This window comes from Planococcus sp. S3-L1 (assembly GCF_030063085.1).
Classification (GTDB): domain Bacteria; phylum Bacillota; class Bacilli; order Bacillales_A; family Planococcaceae; genus Planococcus; species Planococcus kocurii.
In genome coordinates, this window is the sequence record NZ_JASISN010000004.1 from 172,782 (window position 1) to 193,676 (window position 20,895).

General features: G+C 39.8%; 20 protein-coding genes. 7 read left to right on the forward strand and 13 right to left on the reverse strand.

Going from position 1 to position 20,895, the window contains the following annotated elements; genetic code table 11:
• Nucleotides 1–73: 73 nt before the first annotated feature.
• Nucleotides 74–889, reverse strand: coding sequence for a type II pantothenate kinase (gene coaW, locus QMF37_RS06305; RefSeq protein ID WP_071153409.1), 816 nt, complete (start codon nt 887–889; stop codon nt 74–76).
• A gap of 214 nt (nt 890–1,103) precedes the next feature.
• On the opposite strand from coaW, the gene QMF37_RS06310 reads away from it, so the two are divergent.
• Complete coding sequence (locus QMF37_RS06310; protein WP_283477286.1) at nt 1,104–1,580, forward strand: DUF948 domain-containing protein; 477 nt, start codon at nt 1,104–1,106, stop codon at nt 1,578–1,580.
• Nucleotides 1,581–1,824: 244 nt separating this feature from the next.
• Here QMF37_RS06310 and QMF37_RS06315 read toward each other — a convergent pair whose 3' ends face one another.
• A complete protein-coding gene (locus tag QMF37_RS06315) occupies nt 1,825–2,673 on the reverse strand; it encodes a mechanosensitive ion channel family protein (RefSeq protein WP_283477288.1) in 849 nt (282 codons plus the stop codon).
• Nucleotides 2,674–3,447: 774 nt separating this feature from the next.
• Here QMF37_RS06315 and QMF37_RS06320 point away from each other — a divergent pair.
• Both QMF37_RS06320 and QMF37_RS06325 read left to right on the forward strand, forming a co-directional pair.
• Complete coding sequence (locus tag QMF37_RS06320) at nt 3,448–5,472, forward strand: sensor domain-containing phosphodiesterase (protein ID WP_283477291.1); 2,025 nt, start codon at nt 3,448–3,450, stop codon at nt 5,470–5,472.
• Nucleotides 5,473–5,610: 138 nt separating this feature from the next.
• A complete protein-coding gene (locus QMF37_RS06325) occupies nt 5,611–6,432 on the forward strand; it encodes a GGDEF domain-containing protein (RefSeq protein ID WP_283477293.1) in 822 nt (273 codons plus the stop codon).
• A gap of 51 nt (nt 6,433–6,483) precedes the next feature.
• Here the strand turns inward: QMF37_RS06325 and QMF37_RS06330 are convergent, their stop codons facing one another.
• The 5 genes from QMF37_RS06330 to QMF37_RS06350 all read right to left on the reverse strand — a co-directional run bounded on the left by QMF37_RS06330 (nt 6,484) and on the right by QMF37_RS06350 (nt 12,516).
• Entirely contained in the window at nt 6,484–7,563 is a 1,080-nt protein-coding gene (locus QMF37_RS06330; protein ID WP_283477295.1) for a M42 family metallopeptidase, read from the reverse strand.
• 16 nt (nt 7,564–7,579) lie between these two features.
• Nucleotides 7,580–9,181 carry an ABC transporter substrate-binding protein gene (locus QMF37_RS06335; protein ID WP_481861820.1) on the reverse strand — a complete coding sequence of 534 codons (1,602 nt, stop codon included), beginning with the start codon at nt 9,179–9,181 and terminating at the stop codon, nt 7,580–7,582.
• Between the two features lie 287 nt (nt 9,182–9,468).
• Entirely contained in the window at nt 9,469–10,473 is a 1,005-nt protein-coding gene (locus tag QMF37_RS06340; RefSeq protein WP_071153404.1) for a S8 family peptidase, read from the reverse strand.
• Nucleotides 10,474–10,591: 118 nt separating this feature from the next.
• Nucleotides 10,592–12,127 (reverse strand): solute symporter family protein, encoded by a 1,536-nt coding sequence (locus QMF37_RS06345; RefSeq protein ID WP_058386587.1) that lies wholly within the window; start codon nt 12,125–12,127, stop codon nt 10,592–10,594.
• Nucleotides 12,124–12,516 carry a DUF485 domain-containing protein gene (locus QMF37_RS06350; protein WP_481861819.1) on the reverse strand — a complete coding sequence of 131 codons (393 nt, stop codon included), beginning with the start codon at nt 12,514–12,516 and terminating at the stop codon, nt 12,124–12,126. The genes QMF37_RS06345 and QMF37_RS06350 overlap by 4 nt, the downstream gene beginning before the upstream one ends.
• Nucleotides 12,517–12,772: 256 nt before the next feature.
• Here QMF37_RS06350 and QMF37_RS06355 point away from each other — a divergent pair, with 256 nt between their 5' ends.
• Nucleotides 12,773–13,834 carry a saccharopine dehydrogenase family protein gene (locus tag QMF37_RS06355; RefSeq protein ID WP_283477299.1) on the forward strand — a complete coding sequence of 354 codons (1,062 nt, stop codon included), beginning with the start codon at nt 12,773–12,775 and terminating at the stop codon, nt 13,832–13,834.
• 48 nt (nt 13,835–13,882) lie between these two features.
• On the opposite strand, the gene QMF37_RS06360 is transcribed toward QMF37_RS06355, so the two are convergent.
• The 3 genes from QMF37_RS06360 to QMF37_RS06370 all read right to left on the reverse strand — a co-directional run bounded on the left by QMF37_RS06360 (nt 13,883) and on the right by QMF37_RS06370 (nt 15,923).
• Nucleotides 13,883–14,632: an ABC transporter permease gene (locus tag QMF37_RS06360; RefSeq protein WP_283477302.1), complete on the reverse strand. Its 750-nt coding sequence runs from the start codon at nt 14,630–14,632 to the stop codon at nt 13,883–13,885.
• The gene (locus tag QMF37_RS06365; RefSeq protein ID WP_283477304.1) at nt 14,629–15,360 is read right to left on the reverse strand and encodes an ABC transporter ATP-binding protein; all 732 of its coding nucleotides are present in this window, start codon (nt 15,358–15,360) and stop codon (nt 14,629–14,631) included. The genes QMF37_RS06360 and QMF37_RS06365 overlap by 4 nt, the downstream gene beginning before the upstream one ends.
• A gap of 65 nt (nt 15,361–15,425) precedes the next feature.
• A complete protein-coding gene (locus tag QMF37_RS06370) occupies nt 15,426–15,923 on the reverse strand; it encodes a ferritin (protein WP_058386591.1) in 498 nt (165 codons plus the stop codon).
• A 236-nt stretch (nt 15,924–16,159) separates the two neighbouring features.
• On the opposite strand from QMF37_RS06370, the gene QMF37_RS06375 reads away from it, so the two are divergent.
• The 3 genes from QMF37_RS06375 to QMF37_RS06385 are packed head-to-tail and all read left to right on the forward strand — an operon-like array spanning nt 16,160 to nt 18,580.
• Nucleotides 16,160–16,921, forward strand: a complete 762-nt coding sequence (locus QMF37_RS06375; RefSeq protein WP_058386592.1) for a GTP cyclohydrolase II — start codon at nt 16,160–16,162, stop codon at nt 16,919–16,921.
• Nucleotides 16,908–18,011: a bifunctional diaminohydroxyphosphoribosylaminopyrimidine deaminase/5-amino-6-(5-phosphoribosylamino)uracil reductase RibD gene (gene ribD / locus QMF37_RS06380; protein ID WP_283477307.1), complete on the forward strand. Its 1,104-nt coding sequence runs from the start codon at nt 16,908–16,910 to the stop codon at nt 18,009–18,011. The genes QMF37_RS06375 and ribD overlap by 14 nt, the downstream gene beginning before the upstream one ends.
• Nucleotides 18,008–18,580 carry a 5' nucleotidase, NT5C type gene (locus tag QMF37_RS06385; protein ID WP_078080073.1) on the forward strand — a complete coding sequence of 191 codons (573 nt, stop codon included), beginning with the start codon at nt 18,008–18,010 and terminating at the stop codon, nt 18,578–18,580. Before ribD ends, QMF37_RS06385 begins: the two co-directional genes overlap by 4 nt.
• Nucleotides 18,581–18,892: 312 nt before the next feature.
• On the opposite strand, the gene QMF37_RS06390 is transcribed toward QMF37_RS06385, so the two are convergent.
• The 3 genes from QMF37_RS06390 to hisC all read right to left on the reverse strand — a co-directional run bounded on the left by QMF37_RS06390 (nt 18,893) and on the right by hisC (nt 20,691).
• Entirely contained in the window at nt 18,893–19,039 is a 147-nt protein-coding gene (locus QMF37_RS06390; protein ID WP_283477309.1) for a hypothetical protein, read from the reverse strand.
• Nucleotides 19,040–19,118: 79 nt separating this feature from the next.
• Nucleotides 19,119–19,418: a hypothetical protein gene (locus QMF37_RS06395; protein ID WP_071153401.1), complete on the reverse strand. Its 300-nt coding sequence runs from the start codon at nt 19,416–19,418 to the stop codon at nt 19,119–19,121.
• 163 nt (nt 19,419–19,581) lie between these two features.
• Nucleotides 19,582–20,691, reverse strand: a complete 1,110-nt coding sequence (hisC, locus tag QMF37_RS06400; RefSeq protein WP_283477311.1) for a histidinol-phosphate transaminase — start codon at nt 20,689–20,691, stop codon at nt 19,582–19,584.
• Nucleotides 20,692–20,895: the final 204 nt, after the last annotated feature.

Genomic DNA, 20,895 nt, shown 5'->3' on the forward strand with positions numbered 1-20,895 from the left:
ATGTAACATTGCCAAACTAAAGACGTCTATGCACCCATCTTGATGGCTGCATAGACGTCTTTTTAACAGGTAACTAACCCCTTTTTTTAGCTAACGAAGACATCGCTCCCATCGCTCCTGAAAATTCCCCATTATTGAGAAATACAGGAACAGAGCCGCGCAAAATCGTATAGCTTGTCACTACTTCTTTCAGTAACGGATTGTCGATAAAAGAAGAGCCGATATAAACGATGGTCGAGCTTCTACATTGTCGAGCCGCTTGTACACTCACTGTGCTGACTGTTTCACCAACTAAACCAATAACCGTCGCTAATAGCTCTTCTTTCGTCAAATCTTTTGAAATGGCAAACAAGTTTTGTCCAAAGTTACTAGCTGTCAGCTCTCCTGAGATAGGAGGCTCTTTGCCTTCATAGATATGCTTAACTTTCAAATCGATTCGTTCACGGGAACCTTGTCTGGCTAGAGAAACAATTTCGTCGTAGCGGGTAACACCGGTCAACAAATGGCTCAAGCCAATCAACGTTCCTCCACCAACACCCGTGCCGCCCAAACGTTCATGGACATTATCTTGAATGCAGTGGATAGAAGTGCCGGTTCCAACATTCGTCACCAAATAAGCATCTTCTAAACGACCCATCTCTTTGAGAAGAACTTGTACACCTAGATGAGTAGCTTCAAACTCGACCATTTCCTGTGCTGGTTGGTTGAGCAAAGAAACCAGTACGCCCGACCTTCCACCTGTTACACAAACTTCACTGTCACCAAGGCCGTTTACCCAGTCGGCAACTTGCTCAATTTCAGCAATTGGGTGTTTTTCAAAATGGATTTCCCCTTTGTTGGTATACGCCACTTTGATTAACGTACCGCCTGCATCTATTCCAACAATCATTTCCGCACCTGCTCTTTCTCGCATCTCCCTAGAAAAATGCCAGATAATATTATAGACATATGATGAAATTCTACCATACTCATTTATATTATGGGAAAGGTTTCAAATGCGCTCTAGAAATGAAAATTCTTTTCTTCTATAATAGGATGTTAATCACTGAAGTTTAACGGGTATAACATACTCAAGACATGAATGGAATAGAGGAGGAAAAAAGATGGACTATGCACTGTGGCTTTACATAGCACTCGCAATCTTTGTCGTGGCACTGATCATCGCAATTATTGGTGTGGTTATGCTGATAGTAGGCATGAAAGAACCGCTGAAAAAGATGAAAGGTTCCGCCAACAATTTAACAGATCGAATGGGCAAACTTCAACTCGAAACAACAAGTCTGTCACACAATGCCAACGAGCTGAAAGAAGATATGCAATTGAAATCCGAAAAAATCACTGCTTTGATTGATGCCGGAAAAGGTACCGTGAACTCAGTTATCGACTTAAATGCTTCAGTTCGGGCAATTACAGGAAATATTGCATCACGCGTAGACCATAATCGAGACAATATTGCGGAAGTTAACCAGTGGAGCAACGGAGCGATGAAGCTACTCGTTGCATTGGAAAACCGCAATATAACCAAAAGAAGCGACGTTACTCATTCTTCAACTTCCTTCTCTGATACTAAAAACTATTAGTAAATAAGTAATCGAACGTAAAAAGGCAGCCATTTTGGCTGCCTTTTTCACTACCTCAAAACTGTTTTTATCGCTTTTTTTATTTCTGTTTATATCGGTTGAACTAGTGATTTCCAGTTGCTAAGGATTTGCGCCATATCTTCTCGTTCACAACGAAAAAATAGACACTACCTTCTTACTCAACAAGTTACTTAGCGCCGGCGCGTCCACGGGCTGGGGTTCTATTGTCCAACTTATACTGCAGTTAACTTTCTAAAGACCCACCATTTTTTTGGATATTTACTTGATGAGGAAATGGAATTTCAATACCGTTTGTATCCAACGCCTCTTTAATAGCTTTACGCAAATGGCGCTCTACCGCCCACTGCTCGCCGTTTTTTGCTTTTGCAATAACGCGTAAAGTCACGTCCGACGCACCAAATGTCTGTACCCCAATAACATCAGGTCCTTCAACGATTCCTACGTCTTCGGTTGCCACATGCGTGCAAGCTGCTTGTATGACTGCCATCGCTTCGTCAATGTTTTCATCGTAGGAGATACCAATATCGACTAACGCTCGCATATTGCCACGCGAATGATTGCTGACTGTCATAATGTCCCGGTTCGGAATATAGTTCAAGGTGCCATCAAAACTGCGGATCTTTGTTGTTCTTAATCCGACTGCTTCCACAATGCCATCGATACTCCCAACCGTTACGTAATCATTAACATCCAGTTGTTTTTCGAGCAATAAAAAGAACCCTGTAACCACGTCACTAACAAGTCCCTGCGCTCCGAAACCTATCGCCAGTCCAATAATCCCCGCGCCCGCAATGAGACTTGCAACAGACAAACCGAATATATTGAATACGGTAGTCACCAATATAAAAATTAAAATGTAAGAGAAAATATTTTCAGATAAGCTCTGAAGCGTTAACGCACGACCTTTTGTAACGTCCCCTTTTACTAACAGCTTATCGAAGAAACGATCTATTAGTTTTTTCCCAATCGCTCTTACTAAAACAAAAGCAACTAAAATCCCAATAATTTGAGCTGCAATTACTCCTGCGCCAAAAAGAAGCGCTTCCCAATCAAAATTCTTAACATCTAACAAAAAATCATCCCTTCTTTTTTGTGGTAAAGCACTATCTTTATACCACAATCGTATTCCATACTCATATTCCTTTATAACATAGATGGAGAGTTGATTTCATTTCTGGGTAATGTTTTTTGGTTTCTTTTCTTTTGCAAACTCTTCACTTACCGTATCTTCAGTAATATATTGTGAGAAATTTAGTTTGTCTCCTGAAATGAGAGTTTCAACCTTATACATAAGCCACCTCAAAAAAGACATCAGATAGAGTATCGATTTGGACTTCTTGAAGTGAAGGGTATCTTACACATTAGCGACTACTGACATATGTGTCGATTATCTTTGAACACTGAAATTGTTGATACACCCCTAATCAATCTATAATTAATCCACTGAACAAGCTTAAAACAGTTCTTTTGACCTTTTTTACATGCAAAAAAAATAAAAAAATCTTCTTTTGCTTTAAATCGGGATTATTCGATTTCAATATTCATAAGGAAATCATATATCGCAAAAAAATACCTATTTCAAATTAGGTATAAGACTCATATAATTAGTTACTAATACCGAATACAATAAGTATATGTATTCACTCTACCTATACTATAATTATTAAATTTCTTTGAAAACTGCAATTAGATAGATGTAAGTCTCTTTCAATAGTGACAAAAGAATTGCACCTATTTTAATGATTACAACTATCCATTCCCTTAGCTGTATTTACGTTATTTGAAAGTCTTTAGCAATGTTTTTAACATATGAAAGTAAATTTGAGATTGGTGGGTATGATTACGTATGCAAAATACAGAGTTACAACTATACAAATCAACCGAAATACTAGGAGACTTCATCATTATCCTTAGTAGTGATGGCATCATTGTCCATTCCAGTCAAAATTGGAAAAAGTATTGTCAGAAGCATCAAACGGAAAATGCTCTTTGGGAAGTTGGAGAAAACTACTTTAATAGCTTAGAAAAATCGAATAAATTTAACGAACTCCAATGTTTAAAAGATGTCTTAACTGGAGTCGAAGAAGAAAAATTTCAGTTATCCTTATTTTATACACAGGAAAAAATAGATTATTTATCTGTGCATTATCAACAGTTTTTATTCACTAATAATTCAAAGGGAATTATTTTGCATAAACAATTGGTAACGAATAAACCCGCACCCCCTTCTTTAGACACAGAAGTTATTCTTGAAAATATGACGGATGCCTTTTTTCTTCTAGACGATCAAATGAAGTTTTACTTTTTAAATTCAGAGTCAGAAAAGGTTTTTCAATGCAAAAAAGAAGACATGCTTGGCCGTACCCTTTGGAATTGCTTTCCTGCAGCTGTAGGAACTGAATTTTATTCAAAATGTAATCATGCTATGGAAAAACGAGTTACTGTTCAGTTTAAAGATTTCTATGCTCCGTTAAATAATTGGTTCAATGTCAAAGCATCCCCAGTTAAAGATGGTGGATTGGCTGTATATTTCCAAAAAAATAATAGTGACTATAACATAGAAGCCGAACGCCAAAAGATTCCCTATACCGATTATTTAACTAGTTGGCCGACTCGTACAAAGTTTGAGGAGGAACTAGAAAAAATTCTATATGAAAAGAAAGCTTTTTCTCTCTTTTATATCAACTTAGATAACTTCAAATACATCAATACACTTTATAACCATCGAACAGGTGACGAAATCATCAAAAGCATAGCGAAAAATTTGGAGAAACTACTTGATCAGAAAGATTTAGTTGGACGCCTCGACGGTGACGAACTAGTCTTTCTTCACTTGCATCGAGGAGACGAAAACATTATACACTTTGCAGAAAAGGTTAGAGAACTCTTTACCCATCCTATCGTTCTAGAAGATCTCCGCTCAATTACGGTGAACGCGAGTATTGGTGTCTATTCTTATTTACAAGGTAACTATAGTGTTGAAAATCTAATTTCTTTCTCAGAGACCGCTATGCGTGCTGCTAAAAAGCAAAACGGTTCTTCTTGCTGCTTTTTCCAGCCAAGTATGAGAGTTGATTTGAACCGACGACTAGTAATTGAAAAGAGCTTGTCAGGAAATGTAAAAGAACTTGGCTTCTACTTTGTCATTCAACCTCAAATTAATTGTGATACCGGTGAACTTGTCGGTGTTGAAGTACTGTCAAGATGGAATCACCCAACACTCGGACCTATTTCCCCGATTGAATTCATTGCGATTGCAGAAGAAACAGGTACTATTTCAAATTTAACAAACTGTCTGCTGAAGGATGTCTTTTCTTTTATTAATTGCACAAAAAATCAGGGTGATATTTTCCCTAAAACTGCTATTAATGTGACAGCATCCTTACTTTCAAGTAAAACATTCTTTAAAGAGTTGTTTCTACTTATGGAGCAAAATCAGATATCCTCTGAACAAATTGAAATTGAAATTACCGAAAGTGTAGAATTGACCTATTCGGAAATCACTCTGGCTAACTTGATAACTTGTCAGTCAAAAGGTATATCAATTGCTTTAGACGATTTCGGTACTGGCTTTTCGATGCTATCGTATTTAATGGACTATCCAATCGATAAAATTAAACTAGATAAATCGTTTGTTAGCAAGATTGGTCAGGATGAAAAATCCGAAGCTGTTCTCAAATCTCTTATTCAATTTGTAAAAGGGGTTGGCTGTACATTACTAGCAGAAGGCGTAGAAACACAAGAAGAATCTCTATTCTTACAAGCGAATGGATGCCCTATTCACCAAGGCTACTTTCACGATAAGCCTTTGCTACCAAAAGATTTCTTAACAAAATATATAGGTGTTTTGAATCAGAAAAAAAGGGAATAGTGTGTAGGGAATATCACACAAACTTATCGCTTATATAGAAAGATGCTGATTGTATTGGAAACGCAAGTTAATACTTTTCTGTCAATTGACCCAAAAATAAATGATTCTATCCTGAATTCTTTAAAGGATCAAATCTGTTTGATCGATTTGAATGGGACCATCTGCTTTACAAACAAAGAATGGAATCGATTTGCCGTAACAAACGGCGGTACTTTATCGAACTGTGGTATTGGCATAAATTATCTACAGCATTGCACAGAAGAACCTGCTGTATTTCAAGGGTTGCAGGCGATCTTAACAGGAAACGCAGATTGCTTCAATTTTGAATATCCTTGTCATTCTTCTTCAACAAAAAGATGGTTTTCGATGCAAGCTACCCCTCTTCAAGCAAATGAAATTGCGATTGAATGGATAGTCATTCGTCATGTAGACATTACAAAACAAAAACTTCTTGAACTCCAATTGAAAGAATATGCAGAGAAGGATTCACTGACTGCACTTTTTAATCGACGTTATTTCCAAGAGCAACTCACAAAAGAAGTAAATCTGGCTCTTCAAAACAAGACGCCGATATCTTTGTTGTACATTGATATGGACGATTTCAAAGGCATTAATGACACGCACGGTCATCCCGTCGGTGACAAAGTTTTAAAAAAGTTGGCGCTTCAGATTACAAATTCCGTCAGACTCTCTGATACTACAGCACGTATAGGTGGAGATGAGTTTGCGATACTGTTACCAAACACCAACAAAGTAGAATTAGAAATGATAGCGAACAGACTAAACCAAGAAATTCAGCAACTAAAAATCCAAGGACAGAATTGCCAAATCAACGTCACCGTATCAATAGGCGGTAAAAGTTTTACTAACGATTTCTCACTTAACTCCATGGTTGAATGGGTAGACGATGCGTTATATAGAGCAAAAGATAAAGGCAAAAACCAAGTAGTTATCGTTTAACTACTCATGCAAAAAGCCAAGCGCCTGATAATAGGCGCTTGGCTTTTTTATTCACGTGTCTAAAAAATCCTTTCCGACTAGTCTCTTTGAAGCAAAAATGAACGCTTCTACTAATCGAACTGTATTCTCTAAATCATCCAAATCAATAATTTCAATAGGTGTGTGCGTATAGCGCGAAGGAATAGATACTACGCCTGACGAAACTCCGGTCGACGTCATATGAATAGCTCCGGCATCCGTGCCAATACCCATAAAAATTTCATGTTGATGCGGAATGCTCTGTTCTACTGCGACTTTTTCTAAAAGTGATGTAACCAGCGGATGTGATATCAATGACTTGTCAGCGATTTTAATACAAGGACCACTCCCGAGCAGTCGCGTTCCTGTCATTAAAACATCGTACGTATCACTAGTCGGTGTCGTATCGATTGCTAACGCAAAATCCGGTTTGAGATTCGGTGATAATACAGAAGCCCCCCTTAACCCCACTTCTTCTTGGACCGTAAAGACACAGTAAATGTCTCCGTGCTTGTCTTTTTTGTTCGCTTGAATCTTGTTGATTAGTTCGATCAATACAGCACATCCTGCGCGGTCATCAAGTGCTTTGCCAACTACGCGATTGCGTTTTTTATCTCCAACTAACTTCAAGCCGCTGCCATAGCTAATTGGCTGGCCAACTTTAATGCCCATTTCAAGAACTTCTTCGGCCGTAGATGCACCGACGTCGATGTACAAATCACGATGAGAAGTAATCCGGTTCGGGTTGTCCCACTTCACATAATGGACAGATAAAGTGCCAATTACTCCTTCAATATACCCATTCGCACCTTTAATCGTTACAGACTGCGCTAACAGCACACGGTTATCGAATCCACCGAGTTGTTCAAAACGCAAGGTCCCATTCGCTTCAATTTTTTTGACGATAAAACCAATTTCATCTGCATGTGCTGCCAATAGAATAGATGGCAACTGAGAATCTGTTGCTTTTATTGTCGCAATTAAGTTACCTAGCGCATCGACTTGCAACCTATCTACTTTGTGCTGTATTTCCTCCTTGATAAAGCGCTGAACATCTTGTTCAAAACCACTTGGTCCTACTAATTCACATAGGTTTTTCAGCAATTCGTACAAAGATCATCCACTCCCATTATTGATTTGATAAATAGACATCCGTCATTAAATCATTACTCATCGGATGTGGTTTATAATCTTCGACATAGTCGCTTTGTGCGAGCGGTGGAGTCGTATAAGCGAGCATTACCCACGGTGCGTCTTCTTGGAACACTGCTTGCGCTTCTTTATAAAGCTCAGTCCGCTTGTCTTGATCAATGGTTTCACGAGCTTCTGTAATTAATCCAGTAAATTCATCGCTCTTATAGAAGGCAATATTCTGTGCCGGCACTTGTGCATTGGTTTTACTTAAGTTGGGGTACAAGAAATTATCAGGATCTGCCATGACACCCGTCCAACCGTACATAGCCATACTATGCTTGCCATTTTTGGTATCTTCTAAATAAGTTGCCCATTCCATCGAGACGATTTCAGCTGTAATTCCAATCTCAGCCAAATCTGACTGGATTGCTTCAGCAATTTTCATTGGTTCCGGCAAATAAGGACGCGGATTGCTCATTGTGTACAATTCCGTTTTAAAACCATCTGCGAATCCTGCTTCAGCTAATAGCTTTTTCGCTTCTTCGACATTGTAATCGTATTTTTTCAACGTATCATCATGACTCCATAGTGAAGGAGGCAATGGACTCGTTGCAGTGTCCGCTAACCCATTATAGAATGCATCTACAATTTCTTCTTTATTGATTGCCATATTGATTGCTTTTCGGACTAATGGATCATCAAACGGTTCTTTTTCCATATTGAAGGCCATGTAGCCGATATTGAAGCTTGGACGCTTCTGCAGCTCCAGCCCTTCTGTTTCTTCTACAATATTTGTATCACCCGCGTTCATTCCATCTAAGACATCAATTTCTCCCGTTTGCAGAGCGTTCAATCGTGCTGCATTTTCAGGGATTACTTGATAGATAAGTTTATCCAAATAAGGTTTTCCATCCATCCAGTACTCCGGATTTTTCGCTAAGGTAATGGTACTGTTACGGCTCCACTCTTCAAACTGGAACGGTCCAGTGCCTACCGGATGCTCGTACAATTTGTCACCATACTGCTCAATAGCAGCTGGACTTGCAATCCCGAACATCGAAATAGCTAAATAACTAAGGAATGGCGCAGTTTTGCGTGTCAATTTGATTTCGAGTTCATGCTCCTTTGTTGCTTTGACAGACTCGATTAAGTGGTTTTCGTCTCCTTTAAATCCGCCGTAGAGGAATGGATAATAAGCGAAATCTCCTTGGTGGTAAGGATTTTCAGGGTCCATCCATCGTTCAAAGTTAAAGACTACAGCGTCTGCATTAAAGTCAGTTCCATCGTGGAATTTGACGCCTTCACGCAATTGGAATGTCCAAGTCAACCCATCTTCACTCGAACTATACTCAGTTGCTAATTTCGGCTGCAATTCTAAATTTTGATCGTATTCCAACAACGTTTCGAAAACATTGTGAGTGACTCGGATGGACTCACCATCTGTTACATTGATTGGATCCAATCCGACAGAGTCAGCTCCGCGACCATAAATCAATGTGCCACCTTGCTTATCTTCTTCTGTCATTTCTTTTCCATCATTTTCGGAACTTGTGGTTTCCGTCTGTCCAGAACAAGCCGTAAGCAGTAAAACCAACATCAGTAAAAGATAAATGGATCGATGCGTTTTTTTCTTCACTCTTTTTCCTCCTCGACTGTTTTTAGCGTCTTTCTTCTGCATAACGGAACTTAATCTAGTCAATTCACAGACAAAAAGAAGATATTTAAAGTATAATCATTTAAAAACGAATTATCAAATTAATATTTATTTATTCTGTTTATTAAGTTTTTAAGAGATACGTTCGTGAACCTCTTCTTTTAACGCGCTCATTTAATTTTTAGCATAAAAAAGCCATCCGCGCGTCTTGACTAGGATGGCTTTGCTCATTATAACTTTCTTGGATCTGTTTTTTCATTTGCACGATACGATTTGTTCATCACTTTAAACAATTGCTCGATTTTATTCAAAATATCCAATGACAACAAGCCATTTCCTTCTGCCGTTTTTGGATAGCCAAGCGGCATCGTGCGCCGAACTAGTTGAGCGTATAATTCAGCTTCTGTCAGTTCACGGGCAAATTCTTTTTCTGCAATATTTTTAATTAAGGCTAAAGCGCCAGAGACATGCGGTGTCGCCATTGAAGTGCCTGACAAACTGGCGTATTTTCCTCCTGGGAAGGTTGAATAGATATCGACACCTGGAGCTACCAAATCAATTTCATCATTCGTATTACTGAAATTCGCAATCTTGCGCTGAAAATTCACTGCTCCTACTTGAATTACTTCTCCGTATGCTCCTGGATAAGCAAATTCGTTCGTATCGTATGCGTCATCTCCTTCATTGCCTGCCGCACAGACAACGGGTATTCCTGCACCTACAGAACGCTTGATTACGTCATGAAGTTCAACTACATCTTCTGGACCACCGAGCGACATCGAAATGACTGTTACTGTCTCTCCGTTTGGCCCTCTCCAATCAATCGCAAATTGAATGCCGTCGATAATTCCTTGATATTCTCCGCCACCTTCACCCGCCAACACTTTGATTATCAGCAACTGAGCAGATGGTGCCACTCCCGCTATTCCCCCTTCTTTTCTATAGGAAGCTGCGACTGTTCCGGCTACATGTGTGCCATGACCATTATTATCATCAAAATTCGATGCATCTCCATTAAAATCTGGTGTAAAATTCTTTCCACCAATGATTCGGTCTTGCAAGTCAGGATGATCCTTTTGACAACCTGTATCTAAAATGGCAATGATTGTTCCCTGTCCTTTTTCTGCCGCTTCCCAAACTTCTGGAGCTTCAATCATGCGCACTCCTTCTGGAATTTGCGGGGGTCTTTCAGTTATTTCTTCTACGCGGTAAGGAATTAAATGTAACTTCGCCATTTATGTCACTCCCTTAACTTCCGATTTTTTTCTTACTGTCCTAATTCGTCGCAGTCTTTCTAAATCCTTTATTATTCACAAAAAATCGATACCCGTTAAGGCATCGATTTCCCTTTTTTTATAATTGTCTAAAGCCGCCGGTATTTGCACGGACATTGACCTCGGAGTATTTCTTGAGATCGCGTTCTTTTGATAGCATCGTTCCGACCCAACCGCCGATAAATCCAAGCGGCACAGAGAACAAAGCAGGATTGGTTAATGGGAAGATCGGATCACCGACAAAAATTGCTGCTCCCGCTTCAGGACTCATTACGCTCGGGCTGAGTGATACGAGCACCAAAGCCGAAATTAAGCCCGTTAAAATCGCTGATACCGCACCGGTTGTATTAAAGCGTTTCCAGAAAATCGTGTAAATGATAACCGGTAGATTAGCGCTAGCTGCAATACAAAATGCTAGCGATACTAGGAATGCAACGTTCAAACTTTGGGCGAAAATCGCTAGCAGGATAGAAAACGCTGATACGCCAAGAGACGCATAACGAGCAGCCAACATTTGCTGATGTTCGGTTGCTTGGCCTTTTTTGATAATTTGACCATAAATATCATGAGCAAACGCTGATGCACCTGTCAAAACTAGTCCTGCTACTACTGCAAGAATCGTTGCGAATGCCACTGCTGAAATGAACGACATCAATACGTCGCCACCTAGCGCTTGGGCAAGAAGCGGTGCTGCCATATTTCCGGCTGGGTTTGTCGCAGTAATCAAATCAGATCCGACAAAAGCGGCTGCCCCAAAACCAAGGAAGATGGTCATGACATAGAAAATCCCAACAATCCATGTAGCCCACATCACTGAGCTTCTTGCCGTTTTGGCGTCTTTAACAGTAAAGAAACGCATCAGAATGTGCGGCAGTCCTGCAGTTCCCAAGACCAAAGCTAGCATTAATGAAATGGTATCTAGTGGAATTTTGTATTTTACGCCAGGACTTAAATAAGCTTCTCCGTGCGGCGTTGCCGTCTTCATTTGCGTAAACATTTCTAAAATATTGAAGTTGAAATTCTTCAGTACGAGGAAAGACAAGATAACCGTACCAATCATCAACAGCACCGCCTTGATAATCTGCACCCAACTTGTGGCTGTCATCCCACCGAACAATACATAAATGGTCATCATAATGCCAACAAGCAGAACAGCCCATATGTAATCAATGCCAAACAGCAATTGAATCAATGCCCCTGCCCCAACCAATTGGGCAATCATGTAGAAAATAACGATGGTAATGGAACTTAACGCTGCTGCTCCGCGAACTTTTTTCGCATTAAAGCGTGCGTTAATCATGTCAGCAAGCGTATATTTCCCTAAATTACGGAGCGGTTCAGCCACGATGAAAAGAACGACCAAATACGCTACCAAATAACCGATAGAAAACAAGAACCCATCAAAACCAAACAAAGCGATGGCTCCCGCAATTCCTAGAAAAGAGGCTGCTGACAAATAGTCCCCAGCAATAGCTAGTCCATTTTGCCAACCAGTTAATCCGCCTCCTGCTGTGTAGAAATCACTAGCAGAATTCGTTCGTTTCGCTGCAAAATAAGTAATAACAAGCGTAATCCCAACAATAAAAACGAAAATGGCTATAACCGTAACATTCATTTAGGTTCCTCCTCGTCATAGTCAAATTCCTTCAACGTGGCTTTAGCCATTTCATCGAACTTCGCCGCACGTCTCATGTAAACAGTTACAAGAATCCACGTCATTGCAAACAATCCGAAAGCAAAAACCCATACCCATGTGATATCTCCAATAAAAGTTGCGTTCAACCAAGTTGTATACGAAATAACAATATTAAACAAAAGATAAAGTCCTAAAAACAGAATTGTTGTCGGAATTAAAAAGCGCTTTTTTCTGCTCATTAATTCCCTGAAACTTGATGAATTTTCTATCTTTTCGAAATCAGGCATGCTACCAGACTGTCTAGCATGCACGTACTCTTCGTCGTTTTTTTTACTATTGGTTTCATTTTCTGCAATTTCCTTCGTCAAATCTCTCACTCCTTTTTATTTTTTCTGAATACATAAATAATTAAAGCACCCCTCATTTTTATAGTCAATAATTATTTCTAAAAAATGTAAATATATCACTTATTCTTTTCAGCTTTTATGCCTCGTCCTTAACATACAAATTCATTTTGCAAACAGTTTGTTGCCCTCTATTAATGCGATTAGTACAACTGAACAAAGGATTTCTTTAGGTTTTCCAGAATACCTATAGAGGAGCTAAAAGTAAGGAGCCGATAAAATGAAAAAATGGATGATTTATGGGGCAAATGGCTACACAGGTGAGTTGATTGCTAGAGAAGCGGTAAGGAGAGGTATGTCTCCTGTACTTGGAGGACGTAGTGCCAAAAAAATTCAGGCCTTAGCAGAAGAATTATTATTAAATTTTCAAGCTTTTCCATTAGATGAACGCGCAGCAGAGCAACTAGAAGAAATTGATTTGGTTCTTCACTGTGCCGGTCCGTTTCAACTAACGAGTGAACCGATGATTCAAGCTTGTCTATCTGCAAAAACACATTACTTAGACATTACAGGCGAGGTTTCTGTCTTTGAACATACTCATTTCTTACACACTCAAGCTGTCGAAAGAGCCATCATTTTATGTTCAGGTGTCGGCTTTGACGTCGTGCCAACAGACTGCATTGCCTTAAAATTAAAAGAAGAGTTACCGGATGCAGTTAACCTAGCACTCGGCTTTGATTCAGATTCTGGCGTTTCACCGGGAACATTTAAAACCATGATTCAAGGCTTGGGTTCTGGTAGCATGCATAGAAAAGAAGGTATCTTGGAAACCGTCCCGCTCGGCAAACAACAGCGGACCATCGATTTTGGTCGAGGTTCCCGCTCCGCTATGGGCATTCCTTGGGGCGATGTCTCGACTGCTTTCTACACAACAGGCATTCCGAACATCTCTACTTGGATTCCACTGCCCAAGTCACAAATCTATAGCGCCCGTCTAGTAGGTTCAACAGGACAGCTACTCGCGACAGACTGGGTGAAGCAAAAACTGCAAAAGCTAGTAGAGCAAAAAGTGACAGGTCCTGATCGCAAAAATCGCGCCAGTTCTCCTGCTTACATTTGGGGAGAAGCGATCAATCGTGAAGGCGTTAAAAAAGTTGCACGAATTCAAACGGCCAACGTCTATGATTTAACAATCTACAGTTCACTGGAAATTGTACGCCGCTTGCTAATCGAAAAAATTGAAGGCGGCTATTACACTCCAGCGGGTCTTTTCGGTTCAAGCCTTATCGAAGGATTGCCTGGTTCTGGATCTTTTGAACTCGATACGTTTTACCCTTCATAAGAAAAGGCACATTCGGTAATCGAATGTGTCTTTTCTTATGAATCAAAATCATTTTTTTATTAACTGCATGCGTTGGTTAAAAAGCGTCGGATACGACAAGAAACCAAGCATAACACTCGTTACAGCAGCGGTTGTCAGCAATAAGAACATGATGAGCAATTGGAATTGAACGGCTTGAATTGGATCTGCCCCTGCAATAATTTGTCCACTCATCATTCCTGGTAGCTGAACGAGTCCTACCGTTTTCTGGCTTTCAATTGTCGGAATCATGCTAGCTTTTATGGCTGTGATCAATTGTCTATGGATTGCCTGTTTCGGCGTTCCACCAAGAGACAAAATTAGCTCTGTTTGGTCTTGATTTGACTCGACTTCTGCTGTAAAACGATTCAGGAACAAAATCGACAACACCATGGAATTTCCGATAACCATTCCGCTAATGGGAATAATGTATTGGGCCGTAGCCGGTGTAATGGCAAAGCCGAGTAAAATACTTTGCGTCAATACTTCTACAGATAGTAAGGTGACGGCTACTTTTATCGTAATGCCTCGAATCGCCGCTCCTTTTTTCTGGGCGTTATGCGTAGCTGCTACAATCATTAAGCCAACCATCAAAAAAATATAGATGAGGCTTTCCGAATCAAAAACGAATTTCAAGACGTAACCGACTGCTAACAACTGCACAATCGAACGTAAAGTTGCGATAATGGTATCTTTTTCTAAGCCGAGGTTTAGGGTCTTGGACAATAAGAGAGGAATCGCTACAAAAATGAGGGTAATGGATAAAGTTAAGTAACTCATTCTGCCTCCCCCTTAACAAACTGCCGAACTCTGTCATTGACAGGATCATTAAGTAAATCACTTTCTCCTGTTTCCACGACTTCACCATCCATCATTACCCACGTATAATCCCCAATTTCAAGCGCTTGTTGAAGATTATGCGTAATCCAGATGATCGTCGTGCCGTATTTCCGGTTAATTTTGACGATCAGTTCTTCAATTTCCCGTAAGGACGTCCGATCTAAAGAAGAAGTGATTTCGTCAAGCAGTAAAACTGTCGGTTTGTTGACGAGTGTTCTCGCAATTGAAACCTTTTGGCGTTGACCACCGGACAAGTCTTTCACTTTCCTGTCTATCAACTCTTCTTCTAGTCCAACGTCATGCAATAATTCAATTGCTTCCTCTTTAGATAAAGAGTTGCCTTGCAATTCTAGCGGCAAGCTTAAATTCTCATAGACACTGCCGGTTATCATCGGTGCACCTTGAAGCGCTATTCCGACTAAGCGACGCAGTTTGACGGGCTCATAGCTTTCAATCGGCCGGTCTTTTATATAAACTTCTCCCGATTGAGTCGACAATAAGCCGTTGCACAATTTTAAAAGCGTTGTCTTTCCTGCCCCCGATGGACCGACCAGCGTCGTAATTTTCCCTTCTGGAAAAGAGCCGGTAATCCCTTTTAACACAGGAGTTTTTGTAAATGAAAAATCAACGTGATTGAAATGAATTGCCGGCTTATAAGTTACCGTCATGAATCATCACTTCCTTTCAGACAGAAAAAACAGCACACCTTGTTCTGTGTGCTGCTTCGTTACTATTATGCTTCTAGCTTACGTTGTGCAAACTCATCGTCCATTTTCAGGAAGTATTCTCCACCTTCTTCGATGGCTTTTACTCTCGCAATGATGTCGCGGAACGATTTTTCTTCTTCCATTTGTTCTTCAACAAACCAATCAAGGAAAGACAGTGTCGCATGCTCTTCTAGTTCACCAGCTAATGTTACCAATGCGTAAATATTGCTCGTTACGCTTTTTTCTTGAGACAATGAGTTTTCAAGAACGTCCAACGCGCTGACAAAATGATTTTTGGGTTCAGTCAAAGCTTGTAGAACCGGTTTTTCATCCATCGTCACTAAATAATGATAAAATTTCATTGCATGGTAATGCTCTTCTTTTGATTGGATAAGATAGAAGTTTGCAAATCCATGAAAGCCTTTTTTCGAAAAATATGCGGCCATCGCAGTATAAGCATGTGCGGCCTGTAATTCGTTATTAAATTGATCGTTCAATGCGTTCGTCAGTTTTTCTGATAACATGTTTATTCCTCCTAGGCTCTTATTTATAATTATTATAATGTAGACAATATAACATAGCCTATCGAATTAATCAAATCAAATGAGAATATTTGTTTCTAATTGATAATAAATATCAATTATTAAGGAATTATACTTTATTTAAATGATAATAATTATCGTTAAGTACAAACCACTCACTTTTATCAACAGATTGTAGTACGATATATTGTATAAGAATTATATAAGGGGATGTTGGCATGCACGATATGAAATTAGATCCACAAGTCTTTGCCCTATTAAAAGAAAAAATCCAAATGATCCAGACTGAAGAAGGCGCCGTTTACTTGGTCGGCCCCATCCGTCTTCCTGTTGACTTATATAACGAAACGTTTATATTTAATTGGTATTGCTGGTTGAGCCTCGATGAAGTGACTGAGGATTACGAGAGCATTATTGAAAAACTGAACTCCGCAAACCTTGCTGAGTATCAGCAATCGAGCGTCCTCGTATACGGTGATTTTGAGAACAATGAAGATGCCTTGATTCGTATGCATTCTATTTGCCATACAGGCGATATTTTTGGCAGCAAGCGCTGCGACTGTGGCTTTCAATTAAAACAATCGATGAAACGAATTACTGACCATGGCACCGGTGCGTTATTTTATTTGGCGAATCATGAAGGTCGTGGCATTGGTTTGTTCAGCAAAGCGATGGCTTATGTACTTCAAGAAAATGGTTACGATACGGTCGAAGCTAATGAAAAATTAGGATATGTAGACGATTCAAGAAATTACGGTGATGCTATTGCTGTATTGCAATCATTGCGTACCAAGCCCGTAACGTTAATGACGAATAACCCTAAAAAAGTTGCAGCTATTGAAAAAGCGGGACTTAAAATTGCTTCAAGAACTTCCCTATGGGGAGACGAGTCTCAATACAACACGGATTATTTGCAGACCAAAATTGAACGCTCAGGGCACCTTAAAGACGAGGAGGACATGATGCATGTCAAGCCATGAATTCTATATGGACCTTGCGCTCAGTAATGCACAAGCTTTAAAGGGCCAGACAGATCCAAATCCATTGGTCGGCTCTATCATTGTCAATAACAGCGGAATTGTCGGTATTGGAACTCACTTGAAAGCCGGCGAACCTCATGCCGAAATCCATGCACTTCGCATGGCGGGTGATAGGAGTCATGGCGCTACGATTTACGTAACGCTTGAACCTTGCTCCCATTTTGGGCGGACGGGACCGTGTGCACAAGCCATTATCGATGCCGGCATCAAAAGAGTTGTCGTGGCCACGTTAGATCCGAATCCACTGGTTTCCGGAAACGGTGTCCGGATGCTTCAAGATGCGGGTATCGATGTAATCGTCGGCATACGCGAGGAAGAGTCACGAAAAATGAATGAAGTGTTCAATAAATTCATCGTCGGTAAAACCCCTTTCGTAACCTTGAAAGCCGCTTCTACACTTGATGGGAAAATTGCTACTCCCTCTCTTGACAGCAAATGGATTACTTCTGAAGAAGCTCGATTGGATGTTCATCTATTACGGAGTCAGCATATGGCCATACTGGTGGGGGTGGGTACGGTAATTGAAGACGATCCTGAATTGACGGCTCGAATCCCAAATGGCCGCAATCCGCTTCGTATTGTTTTAGATTCCACATTACGTATTCCGCTTGATTCAAAGCTTTTGACAGATGGAATCGCAGATACTTGGATTTTCACAAGTCGAAATTGCGATAGTGATAAACGACAGGCATTAGAGAAGTTAGGTATTTCTATTTTTGCAACGAGTCACGATACGCAAGTGGATGTTTTAGATGTTGTTCGGACACTTGGTGAAAAAGGCATTTCATCGCTTTTTATCGAAGGTGGCGGTACCATCAATGCCGCATTTCTAGAAAATGACTTAATTGATAAAGTCGTGTTTTACTTTGCTCCTAAAATAGTCGGAGGCAAATTAGCACCGACTTTTATTGAAGGAACAGGTGTGGACTGGATGAAAGATGCCATCGATTTACGTGATGGTGAATTCAGCAAAATTGGCAAAGACTTTAAATTTACAGGCTATCCTGAAAAGCGAGGCAGCAGCATATGAAATTGGGTTTTGACATAGACGATACATTGATTAATTTGCGTGAATATGCCTTTCATTATTACCAACAGCAATTAGGTAAACGTGTGGACATCGATATTTTCCACACCTTGAATCGCGTCGAAATACATGAAGCGTTCGGATTGAGTGATGAAGAAGGCAAGGATTTGTGGAATCGCTCTTTGGATTTTTTGTATTTCACGGACTGTCCCCTCTACTTCGGGGCACTTGATCTATTGAAACAACTCGAATCAGGTGGTCACGACATCTACTATATAACATCACGTCCCCCAGAGTATGCTGACAATACGTTCAACTGGCTGATTGAAAAAGACTTCCCTATCGTAAGAGAAAACTTTTTCTGTGGCATGAAAGATTCGGAAAAAGTGAAGATCATTCAAAATTTGCAGCTGGATTATTATTTCGACGACAAGCCGGCTGTCTTGGATACTTTAACAAATACTCCTGTAAAAGTTATCGTCAAAGATCAATCTTATAATCGGCACCTCGATTTGCCACGTGTTGAAAATTGGGATGAGTTGGGCGATTTGATCAATAGTGAAATAAAGTAAGTTTCCAATCAAAAAAACCATTGAAGAATCGATTATTTTCCTTCTATGGTTTTTTGATGTATTCTATTACTTTCAAAATCGGAACTTCACTTTAATCAACTTTATCTTCTTCGCTCAATTGGCATTGCCCAAAAGCATTATCTAAGGTATCAAACCTCCCCAAGCGATGAACTTTTCCATTGCTGCTTTCCATGAAAGTATAAATCGTTACATGGCCACTTTGGTTTTGCCAAGTAACCTTCTGCACGCAAATCACTTCATCCCCTGTTGTATACTGTGTTGCGTCTCCATATGAACGTCCAACCCCTCAATTCATTTCCTTAGAACATGATGACCTTCTGCCGTAGCTCTTGGACCTACCAATTCAACGTGGAGATCTGATATTTCTAGTACTGCTTTAACATCTTTGTCGTTTACTTTGGTTGTCCATCTATCTGCAATTTTAAGATTGTCCTCCATAACCATCTCTCCTCTGTTATAGCCTAGCTTTTCTGCAACTCGATAGAATCGAAAAAGAAGACAGGAAAACCTATCTTCTTTAGTAATGTTTATTTTTCAGTTTTTTAAACGTTTCCACAAAGTGATCTGGATCTGTATAGACTTTGTAAGTTAATACTCCCCTATGAGTATGCAGATACAACAAACTTGCTTCAGATGAAAAGGACTTATAAGATACATCCCATACGTTTGCTACTTGGAATTTCGTCGCAGAAGTTACCACGATATCTTCGTATAGGTGAATATTACATTCTGTATCGGTGATTTTTATTTCTCCAGATTCAATAGAACGCTCTGTATCAATGTAAGTGATGGACGACAATAAATTTACTTGGTCCAAGCTGGCATTCCTCCTATTCCTTAAGAATCTTTTCCTAGAAGTTTATCGTATAGGCAGGGTTTTAAGCAAAGCATACGTTTATACACAGCTCAAATCGTTAATGATGAATACACGAATTCGGTAGCCTATAAAAAAGATGCTCCTAGTTTCAGGAGCATCTTTTTTATGCTTGTTTAACTAATAATCCTTTTAAAACGTCAATAAAGAATTGATTTTCTTCTGTCGTCCCAACAGAAACACGGATGTAATCAGGTAAGCCCCAAATTTTCCCGTGACGAACAATGACACCTTTTGCCATTAGTTGTTTGTACAGTTCTTCGCCATCTTCACCCAGTTGCACTAATACGAAGTTGGCCATGCTTTCAACGTACGTTAACCCTAGGTCTTTAAAGGCTTTGTATAGTTGTTTACGTCCTGCTTTATTGGTTTCTTGGGAAGTCTGTACATGTTCAGTATCTTCAATTGCTGCAGTTGCTGCAATTTGTGCTAATGTATTGACGTTAAACGGTTCTTTTACTTTTAAAATCGATTGAATGATTGATTCAGGAGCGATTCCAAAGCCAACTCGTACTCCAGCAATACCATAAATTTTTGAGAAGGTCTCCAATGTTACGACTGACTGTCCCGCTTTGATGTATTCCACACCATTTGTGTAGTCCGCGGCATCAGCGAAATGATCGTAAGCCGCATCAATAACGACCAATACGTTATCAATCGCTTCTACTAATTTATCCAAATCTGATTTTGGTATATACGTACCTGTTGGATTGTTCGGCGTACAGATGTAAATAATTTTGGTTTTTTCTGTTACTGCTGCTAGTAACGCATCTACATCATATTCAAATCCTTCTTTGAATTTGACCGGTACAACTGTGGCACCCATAATATGTGCACCAAAATCATATTCACTGAATGACGGAGACGGAACAATGACTTCATCTCCAGCTTCGAGAAAAGCTTCAGAAATCAACGTAATCAATTCGTCAGCACCATTTGTTGTAATTACTTGTTGAGGAGTTACTTGAAATTTGTTAGCAATGGCTTTTTTCAATGCGCTCGCATCTGCATCAGGGTAACGGTTTAGTTCTGCCAATCCATTTTGAATCGCTGCTACCGCTTTAGGCGAAGGCCCTAATGGATTTTCGTTAGACGCCAATTTAATGACACGATCAAGTCCTAATTCTTTTTGCACTTCCCAGATTGGCTTTCCTGGTGAGTATGGTTGAATTTTGTCCAATGTTTTACGTGCTTTAATCGTATGTGAGCTTGTCATAGAGATTCCCCCAAAAGTATAAGTTATGTATCATTATCTACAGATTCCTACAATCATAACACGCTTAACGGACATTTCAAATCGAATCCACTAGCTAAATCGCCCTAGACATGCGGCTTACTCTAGCTTTCTAATTCTATTACTTGTCTATCTCTTATTATTATACCGAATTGCGACTTTATTTGCACAAGCACGTACAACTAT

Excerpts from the sequence above, each read along its gene's own strand:
- QMF37_RS06360 (WP_283477302.1), bottom strand. The coding sequence starts at position 14,632 with ATGAGTTACTTAACTTTATCCATTACCCTCATTTTTGTAGCGATTCCT.
- QMF37_RS06375 (WP_058386592.1), top strand. The coding sequence starts at position 16,160 with ATGCACGATATGAAATTAGATCCACAAGTCTTTGCCCTATTAAAAGAA.
- QMF37_RS06335 (WP_481861820.1), bottom strand. The coding sequence starts at position 9,181 with ATGTTGGTTTTACTGCTTACGGCTTGTTCTGGACAGACGGAAACCACA.
- QMF37_RS06345 (WP_058386587.1), bottom strand. The coding sequence starts at position 12,127 with ATGAATGTTACGGTTATAGCCATTTTCGTTTTTATTGTTGGGATTACG.
- QMF37_RS06320 (WP_283477291.1), top strand. The coding sequence starts at position 3,448 with ATGCAAAATACAGAGTTACAACTATACAAATCAACCGAAATACTAGGA.
- QMF37_RS06385 (WP_078080073.1), top strand. The coding sequence starts at position 18,008 with ATGAAATTGGGTTTTGACATAGACGATACATTGATTAATTTGCGTGAA.
- QMF37_RS06390 (WP_283477309.1), bottom strand. The coding sequence starts at position 19,039 with ATGGAGGACAATCTTAAAATTGCAGATAGATGGACAACCAAAGTAAAC.
- ribD (WP_283477307.1), top strand. The coding sequence starts at position 16,908 with ATGTCAAGCCATGAATTCTATATGGACCTTGCGCTCAGTAATGCACAA.
- QMF37_RS06365 (WP_283477304.1), bottom strand. The coding sequence starts at position 15,360 with ATGACGGTAACTTATAAGCCGGCAATTCATTTCAATCACGTTGATTTT.
- QMF37_RS06340 (WP_071153404.1), bottom strand. The coding sequence starts at position 10,473 with ATGGCGAAGTTACATTTAATTCCTTACCGCGTAGAAGAAATAACTGAA.
- QMF37_RS06355 (WP_283477299.1), top strand. The coding sequence starts at position 12,773 with ATGAAAAAATGGATGATTTATGGGGCAAATGGCTACACAGGTGAGTTG.
- QMF37_RS06310 (WP_283477286.1), top strand. The coding sequence starts at position 1,104 with ATGGACTATGCACTGTGGCTTTACATAGCACTCGCAATCTTTGTCGTG.
- QMF37_RS06370 (WP_058386591.1), bottom strand. The coding sequence starts at position 15,923 with ATGTTATCAGAAAAACTGACGAACGCATTGAACGATCAATTTAATAAC.
- hisC (WP_283477311.1), bottom strand. The coding sequence starts at position 20,691 with ATGACAAGCTCACATACGATTAAAGCACGTAAAACATTGGACAAAATT.
- coaW (WP_071153409.1), bottom strand. The coding sequence starts at position 889 with ATGATTGTTGGAATAGATGCAGGCGGTACGTTAATCAAAGTGGCGTAT.